Source organism: Nocardia sp. NPDC050175, from assembly GCF_044459885.1.
In the GTDB taxonomy this organism is placed as follows: domain Bacteria; phylum Actinomycetota; class Actinomycetes; order Mycobacteriales; family Mycobacteriaceae; genus Nocardia.
The window spans coordinates 102,800-118,406 of sequence record NZ_JBITJI010000014.1; the positions used below are offsets into that span (position 1 = coordinate 102,800).

Sequence of the window (15,607 nt, forward strand, 5' to 3'; positions counted from 1 at the left end):
CAGGCTACGCAGGGCGATGTCCTACGTACGGACGATGGCACCGGCCCAGTCACGCACCAGCTCGAACCAGGCCGAGCCGCCCACGATGATCAGATCGTTGTGGCCCGCGCCGGGAAAGACCTTCAGGCGTTTCGGTTCGCGAGCGGCCGCGTACAGGCGTTCGGCGTGCCGCAGCGGCAGCAGTTCGTCGTTGTCGCCATGCATGATCAGGACCGGGGCGCGCAGGGAGCGGATCCGCTTTTCGCTCGGGTACGCGTCGGGGACGAGCGGGCCCGGCAGGAACGGATAGACGGATCTGGCGGCGTCGCGCAGGCCGGAGAAGGTGGACATCAGCATCAGTCCGGCGGGCGGATGCGCGAGGGCGAGTTCCACCATGACGCCGCCACCGAGCGACTTACCCAGGTAGAGAACGTGATTCGGATCGACACCGGGTTGTTCGAGCAGCACCCGGCGCGCTGCCCGCGCGTCGAGATAGGTGCCGTGCTCGGTCGGACGTCCGGTACTCCGCCCGTATCCGCGATAGTCGAACGCGAGCACATCGAACCCGGCCTCGACGAGCAGCGCGAACAACGCGATCCGATCGCCGATATTGCCCGCGTTGCCGTGCGCGAACAGGATGTGCCCGATCGACTTCGGCGCGGGCAGCCACCAGCCGTGCAGCGTTTCCCCGTCGGCGGTGCTGATCGACAGATCGGTGTAGGCCATCCCGAGGACGGCGGGCGTCTGCAGGATCGGTCGATCCGGCAGATAGGTCAACGCGTTCAGTATCGGACTGGCCGGGTGTCGCATGCTCTCGTTCTTACCCCTCCCCCAGCCGTTCGGTCACTCGACCCGCATGACTTTCGCGCTCCGCAGTCAGTGCCGCCGGTGGATATGCACGACCGTACCGGTCAGCGACTCGCCGGAAAACGGGCCGCTTCGCGCACTGCTGGAACGGGTATACAAGGCGGGGATTGTCAACCAACGAAAGGGAACATCTTTTATGCGGACAACGATTCTCGCGACTGTGACGCTCGTGGCGGCGCTCGCCGGCTTCACCGCCGCAGCTGTGCCCGCCAGTGCGGTTAGCGATACGGACACCTGCGCGTCCGTCAGCGCAACCGCCAACGAACTGACCACCGGAATCAACGCGTCCAAGGCGAACGGCGCCGGATCCGCGGCAGACGTGAAAGCGGCATTCGGCACCGCGGCCGCAAAGCTGGACACCGCCGCGGCCAACGCCGACGACGGCAAGGTCAAGACCGCGATCGCGGGCGCCGTGCCGTTCATGAACAAGGCGGCAACCGCCGCCGACGCAGACCTCGGCGCCGTGCTGCAAGACCAAGAGCTGCAAAACGCCATGTCGGCCCTAGACCAGGCCTGCCGCACCAGCTAGCGAAATCCGCACGACCTCAGGCCCGGAAGCTTCACCTTCCGGGCCTGATCGCGCATGCCGAACGCCGCCGCGCACGTTCCATCCCCCCGCGCACGAAATCACCCGCTGATTCACACGCAACAAGCAAACCCGTACGCGGCAGACCATTCAATGCGCGGCAACCTCAGCCAGGAGATGGTCCGGTGCTGCGCACGTTCTGCCCCGCCGCGCACATCTCGTGCCACCGCGCACGAAATCGCCCGCTGATTCATGCGCAGCGGGACCACCGGTGCGCGGCAGACCAATCAATGCGCAGCTGAATGCGACAGCGTTCAACCGCGAGTCAGCGCCGGGCTGCGCACGTTCTGTCCCGCCGCGCACCGGTTGTCCTGCCACGCACGAAATCGCTGGCAATTTCGTGCGCGGCAGGGTGATTCGTGCGCGGCGGGCGGACTATCCGCGCAGGACTGCGCCTACGGCGTCGGCCGCGGCGGCGACCGCGGCGTCGCGAGCGGCGCTGGCTTCGTCCTCCGTCAGGGTGCGGTCGGTGGCGCGGAAGCGGAGGGCGTAGGTGAGGGACTTGCGGCCCTCACCTGCTTGGGTGCCCTCGTAGACGTCGAACAGGGCGATGTCTTCGAGGAGGTCGCCGCCGCCGGTGCGCAGGGCAGATTCGACGGCGGCGGCCTGCGTCGTCTTCTCGACGCTGACCGAGACGTCCTGCAGCACCGCCGGGAACGGGAAAATCGTTGGGGCGGGGCGGGATTCGAGCAGGGGCAGGGCGTCGAGATCGAGTTCGACGGCGCAGGTGCGCGGCGGCAGGCCGGCACGTTCCAGCACGGCGGGGTGCAGTTCGCCCGCGTAGCCGACGACGTTGCCGTCCACGACCAGTTCGGCGCAGCGACCCGGATGCCACGGCAGGTAGGCGGCGGGGCGGCGTTCGATGGTGACGCCCGCCGCGTCCGCGACCGCATCGGCGATGGCGAAGGCGTCGGCGGCCTCGGCCTGACGTCCCTGACCCCACGGCCCACGCGGGTCGCGGCGACCGGTGAGGACGGCCGCGACGTGCACGGGCTGGGCGGGCAGCGAGTCGAGCAGGTCGGCGATCTGGTCGTCGGTGGGGCGACGGTCGACCGGCAGCGCCTCGACCGGGTGCACGTTGTCCCCGGGCAGCACCACTTGGGCGATGCCGAAGATGGTGAGGTCGCGAGCGCCGCGAGAGATGTTGCGGGTGGCCACTTCCAGCAGTCCGGGCAGCAGCGTGGTGGCCAGCTCGGCCCGCTCGACATCGAGCGGGTTCAGCACCCGGGTGCTCGCCCGGCGCGGGTCGTCCGCGTCGAGCCCCCAGGTGTCGAAGACACCGGCGGGCATGAACAACGGCGCGGGCACCTCGACGGCACCGGCGAAGGCCAGCGCCCGGCTGACCGCGCGGCGGCGGAGCTGGGTGGCGGTGAGGCCACGCCCGGCGGGCGCGGTGGGCAGCACGGACGGGATCTGCTCGAGCCCCTCCAGCCGCAGCACCTCTTCGACCAGGTCGGCGGGCTGGGCCAGGTCGGGCCGCCAGCTCGGCGGGGTGACCTCGAGCTGACCGTGCCCGGTGGTCTCGTCGACGGCGACCTCGACAATGCAGCCGATCTGGGCCAAACGACGCGCGGAGGTGCCGGTCGGGTAGACGACACCGGCGACGCGGTCGGCCAGGTCGATGTCCATCCGGATCGGCGGCGCGGACGGCACCGGGACCCGAACGTCGGTGAGCGCGGATTCGACAGTGCCACCGGCGATTTCGGCGAGCAGCGTGGCGGCGCGGTCCAGCGCGGCCACGTTGATCTCCGGGTCGACCACCCGCTCGTACCGCTTGCCCGCCTCGGACACCAGCTTGTGCCTGCGCGAGGTGCGGTAGACCAGCAGCGGGTTCCAGGTGGCGGCTTCCAGCACGATGTCGGTCGTTTCGGCGCCGACCTCGGTGGTCGCGCCGCCCATCACGCCGGCCAGCGAGATGACGCCGGAATCGTCGGCGATCACCACATCCTCGGGGTCGAGGGTGCGCTGGACCTCGTCGAGGGTGCGCAGCGTCTCGCCCTTGTTGGCGGTGCGGACGACCAGGCCGCCGTTCACCTTGGCCGCGTCGAAGGCGTGCAGCGGCTGGCCCAGTTCGAGCATGACGTAGTTGGTGACGTCGACCGCCGGGGAGATCGGGCGCACGCCGGACAGCAGCAGCCTGCGCTGTAACCACCAGGGGCTCACCGCATTCGGGTCGATGCCGGTGACCCGGCGGACCGCGAAGCGGGTGCACTTGGACTCGGGTTCGAGGCGGATCGACCAGGCGTCCTGCTCGTCGTCCGGCAGGGTGCGCACGGCGGGATCGGCGTAGTCGAGGTCGAAGCCGCAGGCGAGTTCGCGGGCCAGGCCGCGCACCGAGAAGCAGTAGCCGCGGTCCGGGGTGATGTTGAGCTCGATGACCGTATCGTCAAGGCCCAGCAGCTCGTTCGCGTCCGCGCCCGGCTCGGCGGTGCCCGGCTCCAGCACCAGGATGCCCGAATGATCCTTGCCGATACCGAGTTCGGCGACCGAGCAGATCATGCCGTTCGAGACGTGCCCGTAGGTCTTGCGCGAGGAGATCGCGAAACCGCCGGGCAGCACACCACCGGGCAGCACCACGACCACCAGGTCGCCGACCGCGAAGTTGCTTGCCCCGCAGACGATCTCCTGCAGTTCAGGATTGCCGACGTCGACCTTGCAGAACCGGATCGGCTTCTTGAACTCGGTCAGCTCGGTGATCTCGGCGACGCGGCCGACGACCAGCGGCTTGTCGATGTCACCGGAGATCCGCTCGAGCTGGTCGAGTTCTTCGACCTCCAGACCCACCCGGACGAAGCCCGCGTCGAGTTCTTCCGGCGTCACCGACCAGTCGGGGTTGGTGCGCTGGATGATGTCGGTCAGCCAGGACTGCGCTACTCGCACTTGACGTTTCGCTCTCTCGATCGAAGGGTGGGGTCAGGACCGGATGCCGAAGGGCAGCGTGAAACGCACATCGCCCTCGACGATGTCGCGCATGTCCGGGATGCCGTTGCGGAACTGCAGCGTCCGCTCCAGGCCCATACCGAACGCGAACCCGCTGTACACCTCGGGATCGATCCCGCTGGCGATCAGCACCTTCGGGTTCACCATGCCGCAGCCGCCCCACTCGACCCAGCCCGCGCCGCCCCGCTTGTCCGGGAACCAGACGTCGACCTCGGCGGAGGGTTCGGTGAACGGAAAGTAGTTGGGGCGCATCCTGGTTCGGGTTTCCGGGCCGAACAGCGCCCGCGCGAACGTGTCCAGGGTGCCGCGCAGGTGCGCCATGGTCAGGCCCTTGTCCACGGCCAGCCCCTCCACCTGGGAGAAGATCGGAGTGTGCGTGGCATCGAGCTCGTCGGTGCGGAAGGTGCGGCCGGGGCACACCACGTAGATCGGCAGCTCCCGCGACAGCAGCGAGCGCACCTGCACCGGGGAGGTGTGCGTGCGCAGCACCTGGCGTGAGCCTTCCGGCGCGATGTGGAAGGTGTCCTGCATGGTGCGGGCCGGGTGGTCGGGCAGGAAGTTGAGCGCGTCGAAGTTGAAGTGCTCGGTCTCCACCTCGGGACCCTCGGCGACCTCCCAGCCCATCGCGACGAACACGTCGGCGACCTGCTCGGAGATGACGGTGACCGGGTGCCTGGCACCGAACGGATGCCTGCGGGCCGGCAGCGTCACGTCGATCGCCTCGGCTACCAGGACCGCCGCGTCCCGCTCTTCGAGCAGGGTCGCGCGGCGCTGCTCGAACGCCTCGGACACCCGGGCGCGCGCGATGTTGACCCGCTTGCCCGCGTCGGCCTTCTCGGTCTTGGGGATGCTGCCCAGCGCGCGTTGCGCCAGCGCGAGCGGCGCCTTGCCGCCGAGGTGCTCGGTTTTCGCGACCGCGAGCGCATCGAGGTCGGCCGCAGCGGCGAACGCCTTCTCGGCGGCCGCCGCCGCGGCGGCCAGTGCCTCCTCGGTCAGCGTCGCGTTCTGCTCGACTGCGTCGTTGTCGTCGGCCACGATGGTTCGACTCTCCCCTGGGGATCGGTTCGCGGGCACGGCTGGTTCCCTGCCCACATTGCTGCTGGTGGAATCCTATTGGATGCGCCATATCCAGTTCATCCGGATTCCCCGGTGCGCGGTGGGACACCGATTGCGCTGCGGATGAGCGGTGACAGTGCGACGACAGTCACGCAGGCTGTGCGATCTTCTCGAGGACGACTGCGGCCGATCAATCGGCTCCCCGCCGCCGGACCGGCGGTCCATCGTCTATCACGCCAGCCACCGACTCCGTGGCCGCAGATCCGCCGATGCCGGCCGTCTCCGCAGAGTCGACCGGCATCGGTGTGTACTACCCGTCAGGCTTGAGTGATCTTGGCAGGCAGTAGCAGTGACAGGACGGCGCCGACCGCGACGATTGCCGTGCCGACCCAGATCGCGGGCACGAGGCCGTCGACGAACGCCTGCGGGCTGAGATATGAACCGTGCGAGGCGAATACGGACGCGAGCACGGCGACGCCCATCGCGACGCCCACTTCCCGCAGGGTGCTGTTGGTGCCCGAGGCCATCGCCCGATCATCCGGGGCGGCACTGGCCATGACCACCGAGGCGTTCGGCGGCATGGTCAGACCCATGCCGATGCCACCGAGCACGAACGCGCCGACGAAAGAGCCGTAGCTGGCGTCGACCGAGGTGATCGCCGCCATCCAGCCGAGCGCGATCGCCAACATCAGCTGACCGGACGCCAGCAGCGCGCGGGCGCCGATCCGGTCGACGAGCAGACCCGAGATCGGGGCGACCACCATCGGCACCATCGTCCACGGCATGGTGCGAATGCCCGATTCCAGCGGGCTGTAGCCCTGCACCACCTGGAAGTACTGCGCCAGCAGGAAGATCGACCCGAAGACCCCCATGGCGAAGGTGAAGCTCGTCGCATTGCTGATCCCGTAGGCCCGCGAGCGGAACAGACGCAGCGGCAGCATCGGATCGGGTGTCCTCAGTTCCCACGCGATCAAACCGGTCAGCAGCACCGCGCCTGCGATGAAGCAGCCGAGCACGCCGGCCGAGGTCCAGCCGTCGTCGGCGCCGTGGATCACGCCCCACACCACCGCGAGCACCCCGCTCGCCGACAACACCAAGCCGACCAGGTCGAGTCGCCGAGTGCCGCCATACGACTCGCGCAGCACCCGGGCCGCGAACGGCACAACGGCGATGCCGATGGGCACGTTGAGCCAGAAGATCCACTGCCAGCTCAGCCCGTCCACCACCGCACCGCCGACGACCGGCCCGACCGCGACGCCGAGTCCGGCGATGCCACCCCAGATCCCGATGGCGGCGCTGCGCATCCGCTCCGGCACCGCCGCCGACAGCAGGGTCAGCGACAGCGGCATGACGGCGGCGCCGCCGAAGCCTTGGACGACCCTGGCGGCGATCAACATCCACGGTTCGGTGGCGAGCGCACAGGCCGCCGACGCCACCGTGAACAGCGCGATGCCCGCCAGGAAGATCCGGCGGCGACCGAGTCGGTCACCGATCGCGGAGACGGTGAGCAGCAGCGAGGCGAAGGACAGCGTGTAGGCGTTGATGAACCACTGCAGATCGGACAGTGAGGCGCCGAGTTCGGTACGGATGATCGGCAACGCGTTGGTTACCACGAGATTGTCGAGCGTGACCATGAACATCGGGATGCCGACAGCGGCGAGCACTGCGGCGACCGCGCGGCCGCTCATGGGTTTGGCGGGCTCGACCGGGGCCAGTGCAGCGTCGGGTTCGAGAATTTCGGTCATGATCGGCCTTTGTTGTAATTGACTGATAACTACTGAGCCGAAGAGTATGCATCGACTGATAACATGTCAATACCAACGGGGCGGGCGAACGGAATGGAGCATGATGTCGGGTTCGACCAGGGTCCGGATGACCGCCTCGGAACGCGGCGAGCAGGTACTACAAGCTGCCGTCTCCGCCTTCGCCGAATCCGGCTACGCGGCCACCCGCACCGACGAAATCGCCAGGCGCGCAGGTGTTTCCCAGCCTTACGTGATCCGGCTCTTCGGCACCAAACAACACCTGTTCATCAGTGCGATGCATCGCGTGTGCGATCGGATCGAGGAGGTGTTCCGGGCGGCGCGCGCGGAGGCGGAGCCCGACGCGACACCGGAACAAGGACTGCACGCCCTAGGTCATGGCTTCGGCATCTTCCTGGCCGACCGGGAGATGCTCCAACTGTTCCTGCACGGCTTCGCGGCCAGCGGCGACCCGGCAATCGGCGACGAGGTACGCACCCGGTTCGGCAACATCTACCAACTGGTGCGCGACCTCACCGGCGCCGACGTCCACCAGGCTCGCGAATTCATCGCCACCGGCATGCTGCTCACCGTCCTGAGCGCAATCCAGGTGGCCGGCCCCGACGCGGTCGCACCCCCATGGGCAACCGAAATGCTGGACGACTGCGCCGTCCTCGACGATTGACCTGCCAGCCGCACCACATCCGACACACGCACGCGTGTTAGTGCGGCAAGTCGGCGTGCAGGAAATCAGAAGCCGTGCGCCTACCTCAGCGGCGTGCGCGCATACGTGGCGCACGAGGCGCACGTGGCGCACGAGGCGCACGTGGCGCACGTGGCGCACGTGGCGCACGAGGATCGGCGCTCGCCACAGCCGCACTACTTCTGACACACGCACGCGTGTGTCAGAAGTAGTGCGGCGAGTCGGGGTGCGGGAAATCAGAACCCGTGCGTTTACCCCGGCAGGGCGCAGCACGCCCACCGCACGATCGGATCGGCGCCCGCCGCAGCCACACCACTTCTGACACACGCACGCGTGTTAGTGCGGCGAGTCGGGGTGCGGGGAATCAGAGGGCGTGCGGCCTACTTCGCGTAGCGCACGCGGGAGTTCGCGTAGAGGCAGATGGCGGCGGCGGTGGCCAGGTTCAGGCTTTCGGCGCGGCCGCGGATCGGGATGCGGATGCGGTGGTCGGCGCGGTGTGTGACGGCCGGATCCAAGCCGTGCGCCTCGTTGCCGAACAGCCAGGCGACCGGCCCGGTGAACAGTTCGTCGGCGTCATCGAGGTCGACCTCACCGTTCGCGGCGGTCGCCAGGATCGTGATGCCCGCCGCCGCAAGGGAATCCAACGTTTCGCCGACGTCGCGGTGGCGCGCGATCGGGACATGGAACAGGCTGCCCGCACTGGCGCGCACGCATTTGCCGTTATGTGGGTCGACCGAGTCACCGACCAGCACCACCCCATCGGCACCGACCGAATCGGCGACGCGGATGAGGGTTCCGGCATTGCCGGGTTCGGCCATCTCGACGGGCACGGCGAGCATCCGCGGCTCGGTCGCGAGCACATCGGCCAGCGGCACATCGATCAGCTCGCACACCGCGACAAGTCCTGGCGCGGTGACGGTTTCGCCGAGCTGCTGCGCGGCGCGATCGCTGACCAGCGTGGTGCGCACGCCCATCCCGGCGGCACCGGCGACCAGTTCATGCTCGCGAGCCGCGGCACCGGCGGAGTAGAACAGCTCCTGCACCCGCCCCGTATCCAACGCGGCGGCAACGGAATTGGCCCCTTCGGCGAGAAAGAGCCCGGTCTTGCGACGCTGCGCACCGCGCTGCAGCTTGACAGCGGAAACGACCCGTGGATTGCGCTCCGAGAGCGCGTCCACGGGTCGTTCCGAAAGATATTCGCTTGTCACCCGGTGACTTACGCGGCAGGCGCGTTGACGTCCTGCGGCAGGGCGGCCTTGGCGATCGCGACGAGACCGGCGAACGCCTCGGCGTCGGAGACGGCGAGCTCGGCGAGGATCTTGCGATCCACCTCGACACCCGCGGCCTTCAGGCCCTGGATGAAGCGGTTGTAGGTGATGTCGTTCAGACGCGCCGCTGCGTTGATACGGGCGATCCACAGCTTGCGGAAGTCACCCTTGCGCGCCCGGCGGTCCCGGTAGGCGTAGGTGAGCGAGTGCAGCTGCTGTTCCTTGGCCTTGCGGTACAGGCGCGAACGCTGCCCGCGGTAGCCCTTGGAGGCCTCGAGGATGGAACGACGCTTCTTCTGAGCGTTGACGGCCCTTTTGACGCGTGCCATGGGTCAGTCCTTTGTCGATCTAGGGGGCGCATGCGGCACCCGGCGGTTGGTCAGTTCGGTCGGCGTCCGGAATCCGGAACGCGGTGTGCTTACGGGCTCTTTCGAGCGACCGGCAAGCAATCGCTACCGGTCTCTCAGAGACCGAGCAGCCTCTTCACGCGCGGGACGTCGACGGACGCGACGGCCTCCGTGCCATCCAGACGACGAGTCCGGCGGGACGACTTGTGCTCGAGCAGGTGGCGACGGTTCGCCTGCTGGCGAAGCAGCTTGCCTCGGCCCGACACCTTGAATCGCTTCGAGGCGCCGCTGTGGCTCTTCATCTTCGGCATGGATTCCTCTATCTGTCTCGTCCCGGCGGCCCTCACGGACCGCCGGCTCTTATCGGTATTACTGCGGCGACTCGGCCTGCTCGGCCGGAGCCGCAGCGGGCGTCGTGTCTGCGGCGACGGCTTCAGCGGGCGCGGGGCTCGGCTGCGCAGCGGGCTGCTGCGGCCGCGGAGCTGCGGACTCCTGCTGTGCCTTCACTCGCGTCTTCGCACCCTTGTGGGGCGCGAGGACCATGGTCATGTTGCGACCGTCCTGCTTGGCCGAGGTTTCGACGAACCCCAAGTCAGCCACGTCCGCCGCGAGGCGCTGCAGCAGCCGGTAGCCCAGTTCGGGCCTCGACTGCTCACGTCCACGGAACATGATGGTGACCTTGACCTTCGACCCGGCCTCGAGGAAGCGCATGACATGGCCCCTCTTGGTCGCGTAGTCGTGGTCGTCGATCTTCGGGCGGAGCTTCTGCTCCTTGATCACGGTCTGCACCTGGTTCTTCCGAGACTCGCGCGCCTTCTGCGCCGTCTCGTACTTGAACTTGCCGTAGTCCATGATCTTGCAGACCGGCGGACGTGCATCCGGAGCGACCTCGACGAGATCGAGATCTGCCTCCATGGCGACGCGTAGTGCATCTTCAACACGCACGATCCCAACCTGCTCGCCGCTGGGTCCGATGAGCCGAACCTCGGGAACACGGATGCGATCGTTGATGCGGGTCTCAGTGCTGATGGGGCCTCCTAGGTCAAGCGGTGTCGTCAGGACGACCGCACGCAATAACTGCAACCCCTTTTCAACACAAAAGCCCCGGAGCGGTATTCCGCTACGGGGCCCGAGTCGACCGGTCAGCGCACGCCAAAGCCTCGCGTGCGATCTTGTGCGCGGCTCTCGCGAGAGAACCCCGGCACAAGAAACCCGCCTTCGAGAAGGCGGGTGACCGGACCGTTTGACCTGACGATCGCTCGTCGGCAACGGTGGGAGTCGGGCTCCACTTATCAGCCCCAGGCTCGAAATCTTGGAAGAAGACACAACCAGGGGCGGTCGTCAGCGGAAAGTCTAACATTCTGTTCGGCTATCGCCGAATCGGCCCGGCGACCGCGCGTCGAGCTCGGCCGATTCATCCGGCCGCAGGTCGCGTCGCTAGCCTGATGAGCATGACAGAAGAGCTCGACAACTCCGTGCGCGAACTGGCCGACATCCCCGCGGTCGAGGTGATCAGCCGGGCCGCGGTGATGCTGATGAGTTCGGCGGCGGAGAAGCTCGGGCTCGCGGACGAGGATCCGGAGACCAGCTCGCGGCGCGATCTGGACGAGGCGCGACGGGTGATCACGGCGTTGGCCGGGCTGGTCACGTCTTCGGTGGAGTACCTCGGGCCGCACGCGGGGCCGATTCGTGAGGGGTTGCAGTCGCTGCAGCGCGCGTTCCGGGAAGCGTCGGCGCATCCGGATGAGCCAGGTAAGGGGCCGGGCGAGAAGTACACCGGTCCGGTCTACTGATTCTTCGGCGCTGACCTCGCCTTTCGGCGGGCGCGCACTCCTTGCAATATTGCCCGGTGGGAAAACTTGCCCACCGGGCACGTTTTTTCGGTAGGCTTGGGTCATGCCGGAAGAAGAAGTGCTCGGACTGCGCGAACGCAAGAAGCTCGACACCCGCATGGCGTTGAGTACCGCCGCGCTGGAGCTCGCCTTCGAGCGCGGCATGGAGAACGTCACCCGCGAGGACATCGCGGCGCGCGCCGGGGTTTCGGTGCGCACGTTCAACAACTACTTCACCGGCAAGCACGACGCGATCGTCTATCGGCAGTCGGTGCGCATACGGCGCAGTCTCGCGATATTGCGGGAGCGTCCGGCGGACGAACCGCTCTGGACCGCAATCACCGCCGCGATGCTCGAGCCGCTGGAGTTCGACGGCGCCCAGTTCACCCTGCCGAGTCCGCAGCAACTGGCCGAGATCCGCAAGCTGTTCAACGCGCCGGAGCTGCGGCACGCCTTGTCCAAAGAGATCTCCGACGATTGGCTCGAGCTGATCGCCGAACGCACCGGCACCGACCCGCTGCGCGACATCTATCCGCGCCTGGTCGCCGGCACCGTCGCCACCATCGCGGAAGCGGTCATGGTGGCGTACGCCAATGCCGACCCGCCGGTCCACATCACCACGCTGTTCCGCCGCGCCCTCGCCCAAGTGGCCGCCGGACTACCCGAACCTCCGCGCTGACCTGACAACGCTCACACCACTCTAAAACCCACCATCGAACAAAAGGTGTATTTGTCATGCCCGAAAACTCTGTCGACGTAGTCATTTCCGGTGCCGGACCGAACGGGCTGATGCTCGCCGGCGAACTCGCACTGGCCGGGGTGCATGCCATCGTGCTCGACGAATTGCCCGCGCCCAGCACTCAACCGAAAGCGAACGGCCTTATCGGGCAAGTGATTCGGCTGCTGGACATGCGTGGGCTCTACCACGAGTTCGGCGGCGCGCCCGGTGCGCCGCAGCCGCTACCCGCCTACTTCTTCAGCGGGTTGCCGCTGTCGTTCGCCGAGCTGGCGGACAATCCGATGACCTTGCTCGGCATTCCGCAGCCGAAACTCGTTCGGCTGCTGGAGAAGTGGACAGCCGGGCTGGGTGTGGATATCAGGTGGGGGCACCGGCTCAGTGCGCTGACCCAGCACGACGACGGCGTCGACATCACCGTGACGGGACCTGACGGCGACTATCGCCTCGGCGCTCGATACCTGATCGGCGCCGACGGTGGCAAGAGTTTCGTCCGCAAACAGGTCGGCATCGACTTCCCCGGCTACACCGCGACCGACGGCATCGCGCGGATGGGGCATGTCTGGTTGCCGGACGAGTTGCGGACCAGTGACGGCGGCCTCGAAATTCCCGGGTTCAGGCGACTTCCCTTCGGGCACAACAGACTAGAGCGTGGCGGGTTCGTCTTCGCCGAGTTGGATCCGGGCAGGCCGCTCATCGCCAGCATGGAGTTCGGCGGCGAACCGGTGCCCGAGGGCACACCGATGACCTTCGAAGAACTGCGCGAGAGCGTGCGGCGGGTGCTCGGCGTAGACCTACCGATGGAGCCGCCGCGCGGTCCTGGCCCACATGCACTGCGCCGCATCGACAATCAGAACACCCGCCAGGCCGACCGGTACCGCGAGGGCAACGTGTTCCTCGTCGGCGACGCCGCCCACGTGCATTCCGGCATGGGCGGCCCCGGACTCAACCTCGGCCTACAGGATGCGGCCAACCTCGGCTGGAAACTCGCCGCCTCGATAAATGGTTGGGCCCCAGCAGATTTGCTCGACACCTACCACACCGAACGCCACCCGATCGGCGTCCGCGTAATGATGAGCTCCCTAGCCCAAACCGCCCTCTTCGCCCCCGGCCCCGAAGTAACCGCAATGCGCACCCTCCTCGGCGAACTACTCCAGCAGCCGGAAAACACCGCGTACATCGCCCGCCTGATGTCCGGCTCCGACACCCGCTACGAAACCGACGACCCACACCCACTGGCCGGCCGAATGGTCCCCGACCTCACCCTCGAAACCGCCGACGGCACACAGCGAGTCGCCGAGCTACTACGCAAGGCACGACCGGTCCTGCTCACACTCACCGACGACCCAGCCATCACCGGTGCCACAGATGGATGGCGCGACCGAGTCGACATCGTTCCCGCGACCAGTCCCGACGCACCCGCCACCGCATTGCTGATCAGGCCGGACGGGTACGTCGCATGGGCATCCGACGGACTCGACCAGTCCGACTCGAACCGCCTGCACACAGCGCTGACCCACTGGTTCGGCTCACCACTAACCTGACGCCCCAATAGGTAGTGCCAACACCGCGCGCGGATTGGCCTGCCGCGCATGGATTTGCCAGCCAATTCGCGCGCGGCTGGATAATCCATGCGCGGCAGGGTGCAGTCGGGTGGCGAGTCAGCGGGCGGTACTCGTGCGCGTCGCCAAGGAGAAACTTCGATACCGCATCGGTCCGATCGAGGATCGAGCGTCCGACTCTCGCAGCGCCTGCCCTGGCGCGCACGGATTAGCCTGCCGCGCAACAACTAGCCAGCCAATCCGCGCGACGCCGGACAATCCGTGCACCCAGCACCGCGACGAAGGCCGCACGCATCAGCGGCTTCGGGGCACATGATGCTGACCCGCCGCGCACGAATCATCCGGCCGCGCACGGATTCGTCAGCGAATCCATGCGCGGCCAGACAATCCGTGCGCGGCGGTGCGCTGTGCCTACTCACGGCACGCGCACCCACCGACACGCCGCGCACAGTTTGGTCTGCCGCGCACAGTTTGGTCTGCCGCGCACGGATTAGCTTGCCGCGCATGGGTTTGCCGTTCAATTCGTGCGCGGCCGGACGAATCGTGCGCTGCGCGGTGGGGGCAGTTGGTGGATCAGTGGCGGACGGGCCGACGCTCATCGAGGAGGAACTTCGATACCGGGTCGGCCTGGCCGAGGATCGCGTGGCCGACCTCGGGGAGCACTTGTACTGACGCGTTGGGGACGCAGTGGCGGACGCGGTCGGCGGTTACTGCGGAGTCGAGCATTACGTCGCGGGCGCCGACCATTACCAGCATTGGCATGGTCAGGCTGCGTAGGGCGTCGTCGGAGAATATGGGGAGTCGTTCGGTGCGCGGTTTGTACTGGGTGAAGGTGAGCACAATGTCGTCGAGGACTTGTTCGGTCAACTGTGTGTCCAGGCCGGTGGCGATGCGTGCGGTCTGCCGGACGCCGCGACGTCCGAAGAAGCGGAGGAACAACGCCAATGGGAGCCAGCCCATTTTCTGCGCGCCTATGCCGCCGGGGCACAACAGGGCAAGGCGCGTTATCCGCCCCGGCCTGCGGACGGCATAGTCCAGTGCCACCCAACCACCGAGGGAGGCGGCGACCACCGAAAAGGTCTCGAGCCCAAGGTCTTCCAGCACATCGTCGAGCCACAGCGCGAGTCGATCGGAGTCGAGAGGCGGGCGCGACGGCGCACTGGCGCCGGCCTCGCCGATGATGTCGACCGCGTAGGTGCGGAAATGGCTTGCCCAGGAAGTGATCTCGGCGCGCCACATCGTCGCGTTCGCGCCGGAACCGTGCAGTAACAGAAGCGGCGGCGCGTCCTGCGGGCCCGAGACGACGACGAAGGTCTCCCCCTCGCGAGTCGGCACGAGCAGGTGTTCAGCGGGTACAGGCCATTCCCCAAGCAGTTCCTCGTAACGCTCACGGACCTTGGCCGCCCCGCGCTCGGACTTGTAAATCTTGGTCATGCCACCCCGACGCTCGGTGGCGATGTCTCGCTCGCTCATGACGCGAGCACTCCTTCCATGTATTCGAACAGCCGAGCCGTATCAGCAAGACCGCCAAGGACAATCACTTTCATGCGCGCCCGCTCCGCGTCGTACGCCGTCTCGATCCGCAGCGGCTCGTCATCGGGCGACCGAGTGTTGGCCGCACCCATCAGCAGAGTGGTCAAGCGGTCGGCCATCTCGGCACTGATCGCCTCGACCTGCACGATGCTCGACACCTCGGTGTGCCGCTGCCGCCCCACCGTCTCGCGCACCGGCGCAGGCACCGGCAGCCCCGTGAACGCCTCGAGATCCGCCTCCGCGATCCGATACTGCTTCCCGATCCGCACCGCATTGAGCCGCCCGTCCCGCACGTAGGTGCGGATCGTCCGGACGTGCAGGCCGAGACGCTCGGCGACTTGCTCCACTGAGTACAGGCGATCTGTCACTAAACGACCCTAAACTTCCCTATCGAACATCGCAATAGGGAAGTTTAGGGAAGTTAGATGTGTCTATGGTCCTGACTACGCGCTCGAA

General features: G+C 67.4%; 15 protein-coding genes. 5 read left to right on the forward strand and 10 right to left on the reverse strand.

All coding sequences use genetic code 11. From position 1 onward, the window contains the following. Positions 1 to 21: 21 nt before the first annotated feature. Complete coding sequence (locus tag ACIBK2_RS36645) at positions 22 to 789, reverse strand: alpha/beta hydrolase (RefSeq protein WP_396974313.1); 768 nt, start codon at positions 787 to 789, stop codon at positions 22 to 24. Between the two features lie 217 nt (positions 790 to 1,006). Between ACIBK2_RS36645 and ACIBK2_RS36650 the strand changes: the two genes are divergently transcribed. Beyond that, on the forward strand, positions 1,007 to 1,375 hold the full coding sequence (locus ACIBK2_RS36650; RefSeq protein ID WP_396974315.1) for a hypothetical protein: 369 nt from the start codon (positions 1,007 to 1,009) through the stop codon (positions 1,373 to 1,375). Between the two features lie 432 nt (positions 1,376 to 1,807). Here the strand turns inward: ACIBK2_RS36650 and pheT are convergent, their stop codons facing one another. From pheT to ACIBK2_RS36665, 3 genes are all read right to left on the reverse strand, one after another. Then, a complete protein-coding gene (pheT, locus tag ACIBK2_RS36655) occupies positions 1,808 to 4,312 on the reverse strand; it encodes a phenylalanine--tRNA ligase subunit beta (protein ID WP_396974317.1) in 2,505 nt (834 codons plus the stop codon). A gap of 33 nt (positions 4,313 to 4,345) precedes the next feature. Continuing rightward, positions 4,346 to 5,407 (reverse strand): phenylalanine--tRNA ligase subunit alpha, encoded by a 1,062-nt coding sequence (gene pheS, locus ACIBK2_RS36660; RefSeq protein WP_396974589.1) that lies wholly within the window; start codon positions 5,405 to 5,407, stop codon positions 4,346 to 4,348. Between the two features lie 338 nt (positions 5,408 to 5,745). Next, entirely contained in the window at positions 5,746 to 7,173 is a 1,428-nt protein-coding gene (locus tag ACIBK2_RS36665) for an MFS transporter (protein ID WP_396974319.1), read from the reverse strand. Between the two features lie 100 nt (positions 7,174 to 7,273). On the opposite strand from ACIBK2_RS36665, the gene ACIBK2_RS36670 reads away from it, so the two are divergent. Next, positions 7,274 to 7,855 (forward strand): TetR/AcrR family transcriptional regulator, encoded by a 582-nt coding sequence (locus ACIBK2_RS36670; protein ID WP_396974321.1) that lies wholly within the window; start codon positions 7,274 to 7,276, stop codon positions 7,853 to 7,855. Between the two features lie 398 nt (positions 7,856 to 8,253). Here ACIBK2_RS36670 and ACIBK2_RS36675 read toward each other — a convergent pair whose 3' ends face one another. From ACIBK2_RS36675 to infC, 4 genes are all read right to left on the reverse strand, one after another. Further along, positions 8,254 to 9,051, reverse strand: coding sequence for a TrmH family RNA methyltransferase (locus ACIBK2_RS36675; protein ID WP_396974323.1), 798 nt, complete (start codon positions 9,049 to 9,051; stop codon positions 8,254 to 8,256). Positions 9,052 to 9,089: 38 nt separating this feature from the next. Next, on the reverse strand, positions 9,090 to 9,470 hold the full coding sequence (rplT, locus tag ACIBK2_RS36680; protein ID WP_107655317.1) for a 50S ribosomal protein L20: 381 nt from the start codon (positions 9,468 to 9,470) through the stop codon (positions 9,090 to 9,092). 134 nt (positions 9,471 to 9,604) lie between these two features. Continuing rightward, entirely contained in the window at positions 9,605 to 9,799 is a 195-nt protein-coding gene (gene rpmI, locus ACIBK2_RS36685) for a 50S ribosomal protein L35 (RefSeq protein ID WP_135236040.1), read from the reverse strand. A 58-nt stretch (positions 9,800 to 9,857) separates the two neighbouring features. Then, positions 9,858 to 10,571 (reverse strand): translation initiation factor IF-3, encoded by a 714-nt coding sequence (gene infC / locus ACIBK2_RS36690; RefSeq protein ID WP_379288989.1) that lies wholly within the window; start codon positions 10,569 to 10,571, stop codon positions 9,858 to 9,860. Positions 10,572 to 10,939: 368 nt separating this feature from the next. Between infC and ACIBK2_RS36695 the strand changes: the two genes are divergently transcribed. From ACIBK2_RS36695 to ACIBK2_RS36705, 3 genes are all read left to right on the forward strand, one after another. Then, positions 10,940 to 11,281 (forward strand): DUF1844 domain-containing protein, encoded by a 342-nt coding sequence (locus ACIBK2_RS36695; RefSeq protein WP_396974326.1) that lies wholly within the window; start codon positions 10,940 to 10,942, stop codon positions 11,279 to 11,281. A gap of 103 nt (positions 11,282 to 11,384) precedes the next feature. Then, positions 11,385 to 11,999 (forward strand): TetR/AcrR family transcriptional regulator, encoded by a 615-nt coding sequence (locus tag ACIBK2_RS36700; protein ID WP_396974327.1) that lies wholly within the window; start codon positions 11,385 to 11,387, stop codon positions 11,997 to 11,999. A gap of 56 nt (positions 12,000 to 12,055) precedes the next feature. Further along, positions 12,056 to 13,600: an FAD-dependent monooxygenase gene (locus ACIBK2_RS36705; RefSeq protein WP_396974329.1), complete on the forward strand. Its 1,545-nt coding sequence runs from the start codon at positions 12,056 to 12,058 to the stop codon at positions 13,598 to 13,600. 591 nt (positions 13,601 to 14,191) lie between these two features. On the opposite strand, the gene ACIBK2_RS36710 is transcribed toward ACIBK2_RS36705, so the two are convergent. Both ACIBK2_RS36710 and ACIBK2_RS36715 read right to left on the reverse strand, forming a co-directional pair. Beyond that, on the reverse strand, positions 14,192 to 15,091 hold the full coding sequence (locus ACIBK2_RS36710; RefSeq protein WP_396974331.1) for an alpha/beta fold hydrolase: 900 nt from the start codon (positions 15,089 to 15,091) through the stop codon (positions 14,192 to 14,194). Beyond that, a complete protein-coding gene (locus ACIBK2_RS36715) occupies positions 15,088 to 15,519 on the reverse strand; it encodes a helix-turn-helix domain-containing protein (protein WP_396974333.1) in 432 nt (143 codons plus the stop codon). Before ACIBK2_RS36715 ends, ACIBK2_RS36710 begins: the two co-directional genes overlap by 4 nt. Positions 15,520 to 15,607: the final 88 nt, after the last annotated feature.

Excerpts from the sequence above, each read along its gene's own strand:
- ACIBK2_RS36695 (WP_396974326.1), top strand. The coding sequence starts at position 10,940 with ATGACAGAAGAGCTCGACAACTCCGTGCGCGAACTGGCCGACATCCCC.
- ACIBK2_RS36670 (WP_396974321.1), top strand. The coding sequence starts at position 7,274 with ATGATGTCGGGTTCGACCAGGGTCCGGATGACCGCCTCGGAACGCGGC.
- rplT (WP_107655317.1), bottom strand. The coding sequence starts at position 9,470 with ATGGCACGCGTCAAAAGGGCCGTCAACGCTCAGAAGAAGCGTCGTTCC.
- rpmI (WP_135236040.1), bottom strand. The coding sequence starts at position 9,799 with ATGCCGAAGATGAAGAGCCACAGCGGCGCCTCGAAGCGATTCAAGGTG.
- ACIBK2_RS36710 (WP_396974331.1), bottom strand. The coding sequence starts at position 15,091 with ATGAGCGAGCGAGACATCGCCACCGAGCGTCGGGGTGGCATGACCAAG.
- ACIBK2_RS36645 (WP_396974313.1), bottom strand. The coding sequence starts at position 789 with ATGCGACACCCGGCCAGTCCGATACTGAACGCGTTGACCTATCTGCCG.
- ACIBK2_RS36705 (WP_396974329.1), top strand. The coding sequence starts at position 12,056 with ATGCCCGAAAACTCTGTCGACGTAGTCATTTCCGGTGCCGGACCGAAC.
- ACIBK2_RS36665 (WP_396974319.1), bottom strand. The coding sequence starts at position 7,173 with ATGACCGAAATTCTCGAACCCGACGCTGCACTGGCCCCGGTCGAGCCC.
- ACIBK2_RS36700 (WP_396974327.1), top strand. The coding sequence starts at position 11,385 with ATGCCGGAAGAAGAAGTGCTCGGACTGCGCGAACGCAAGAAGCTCGAC.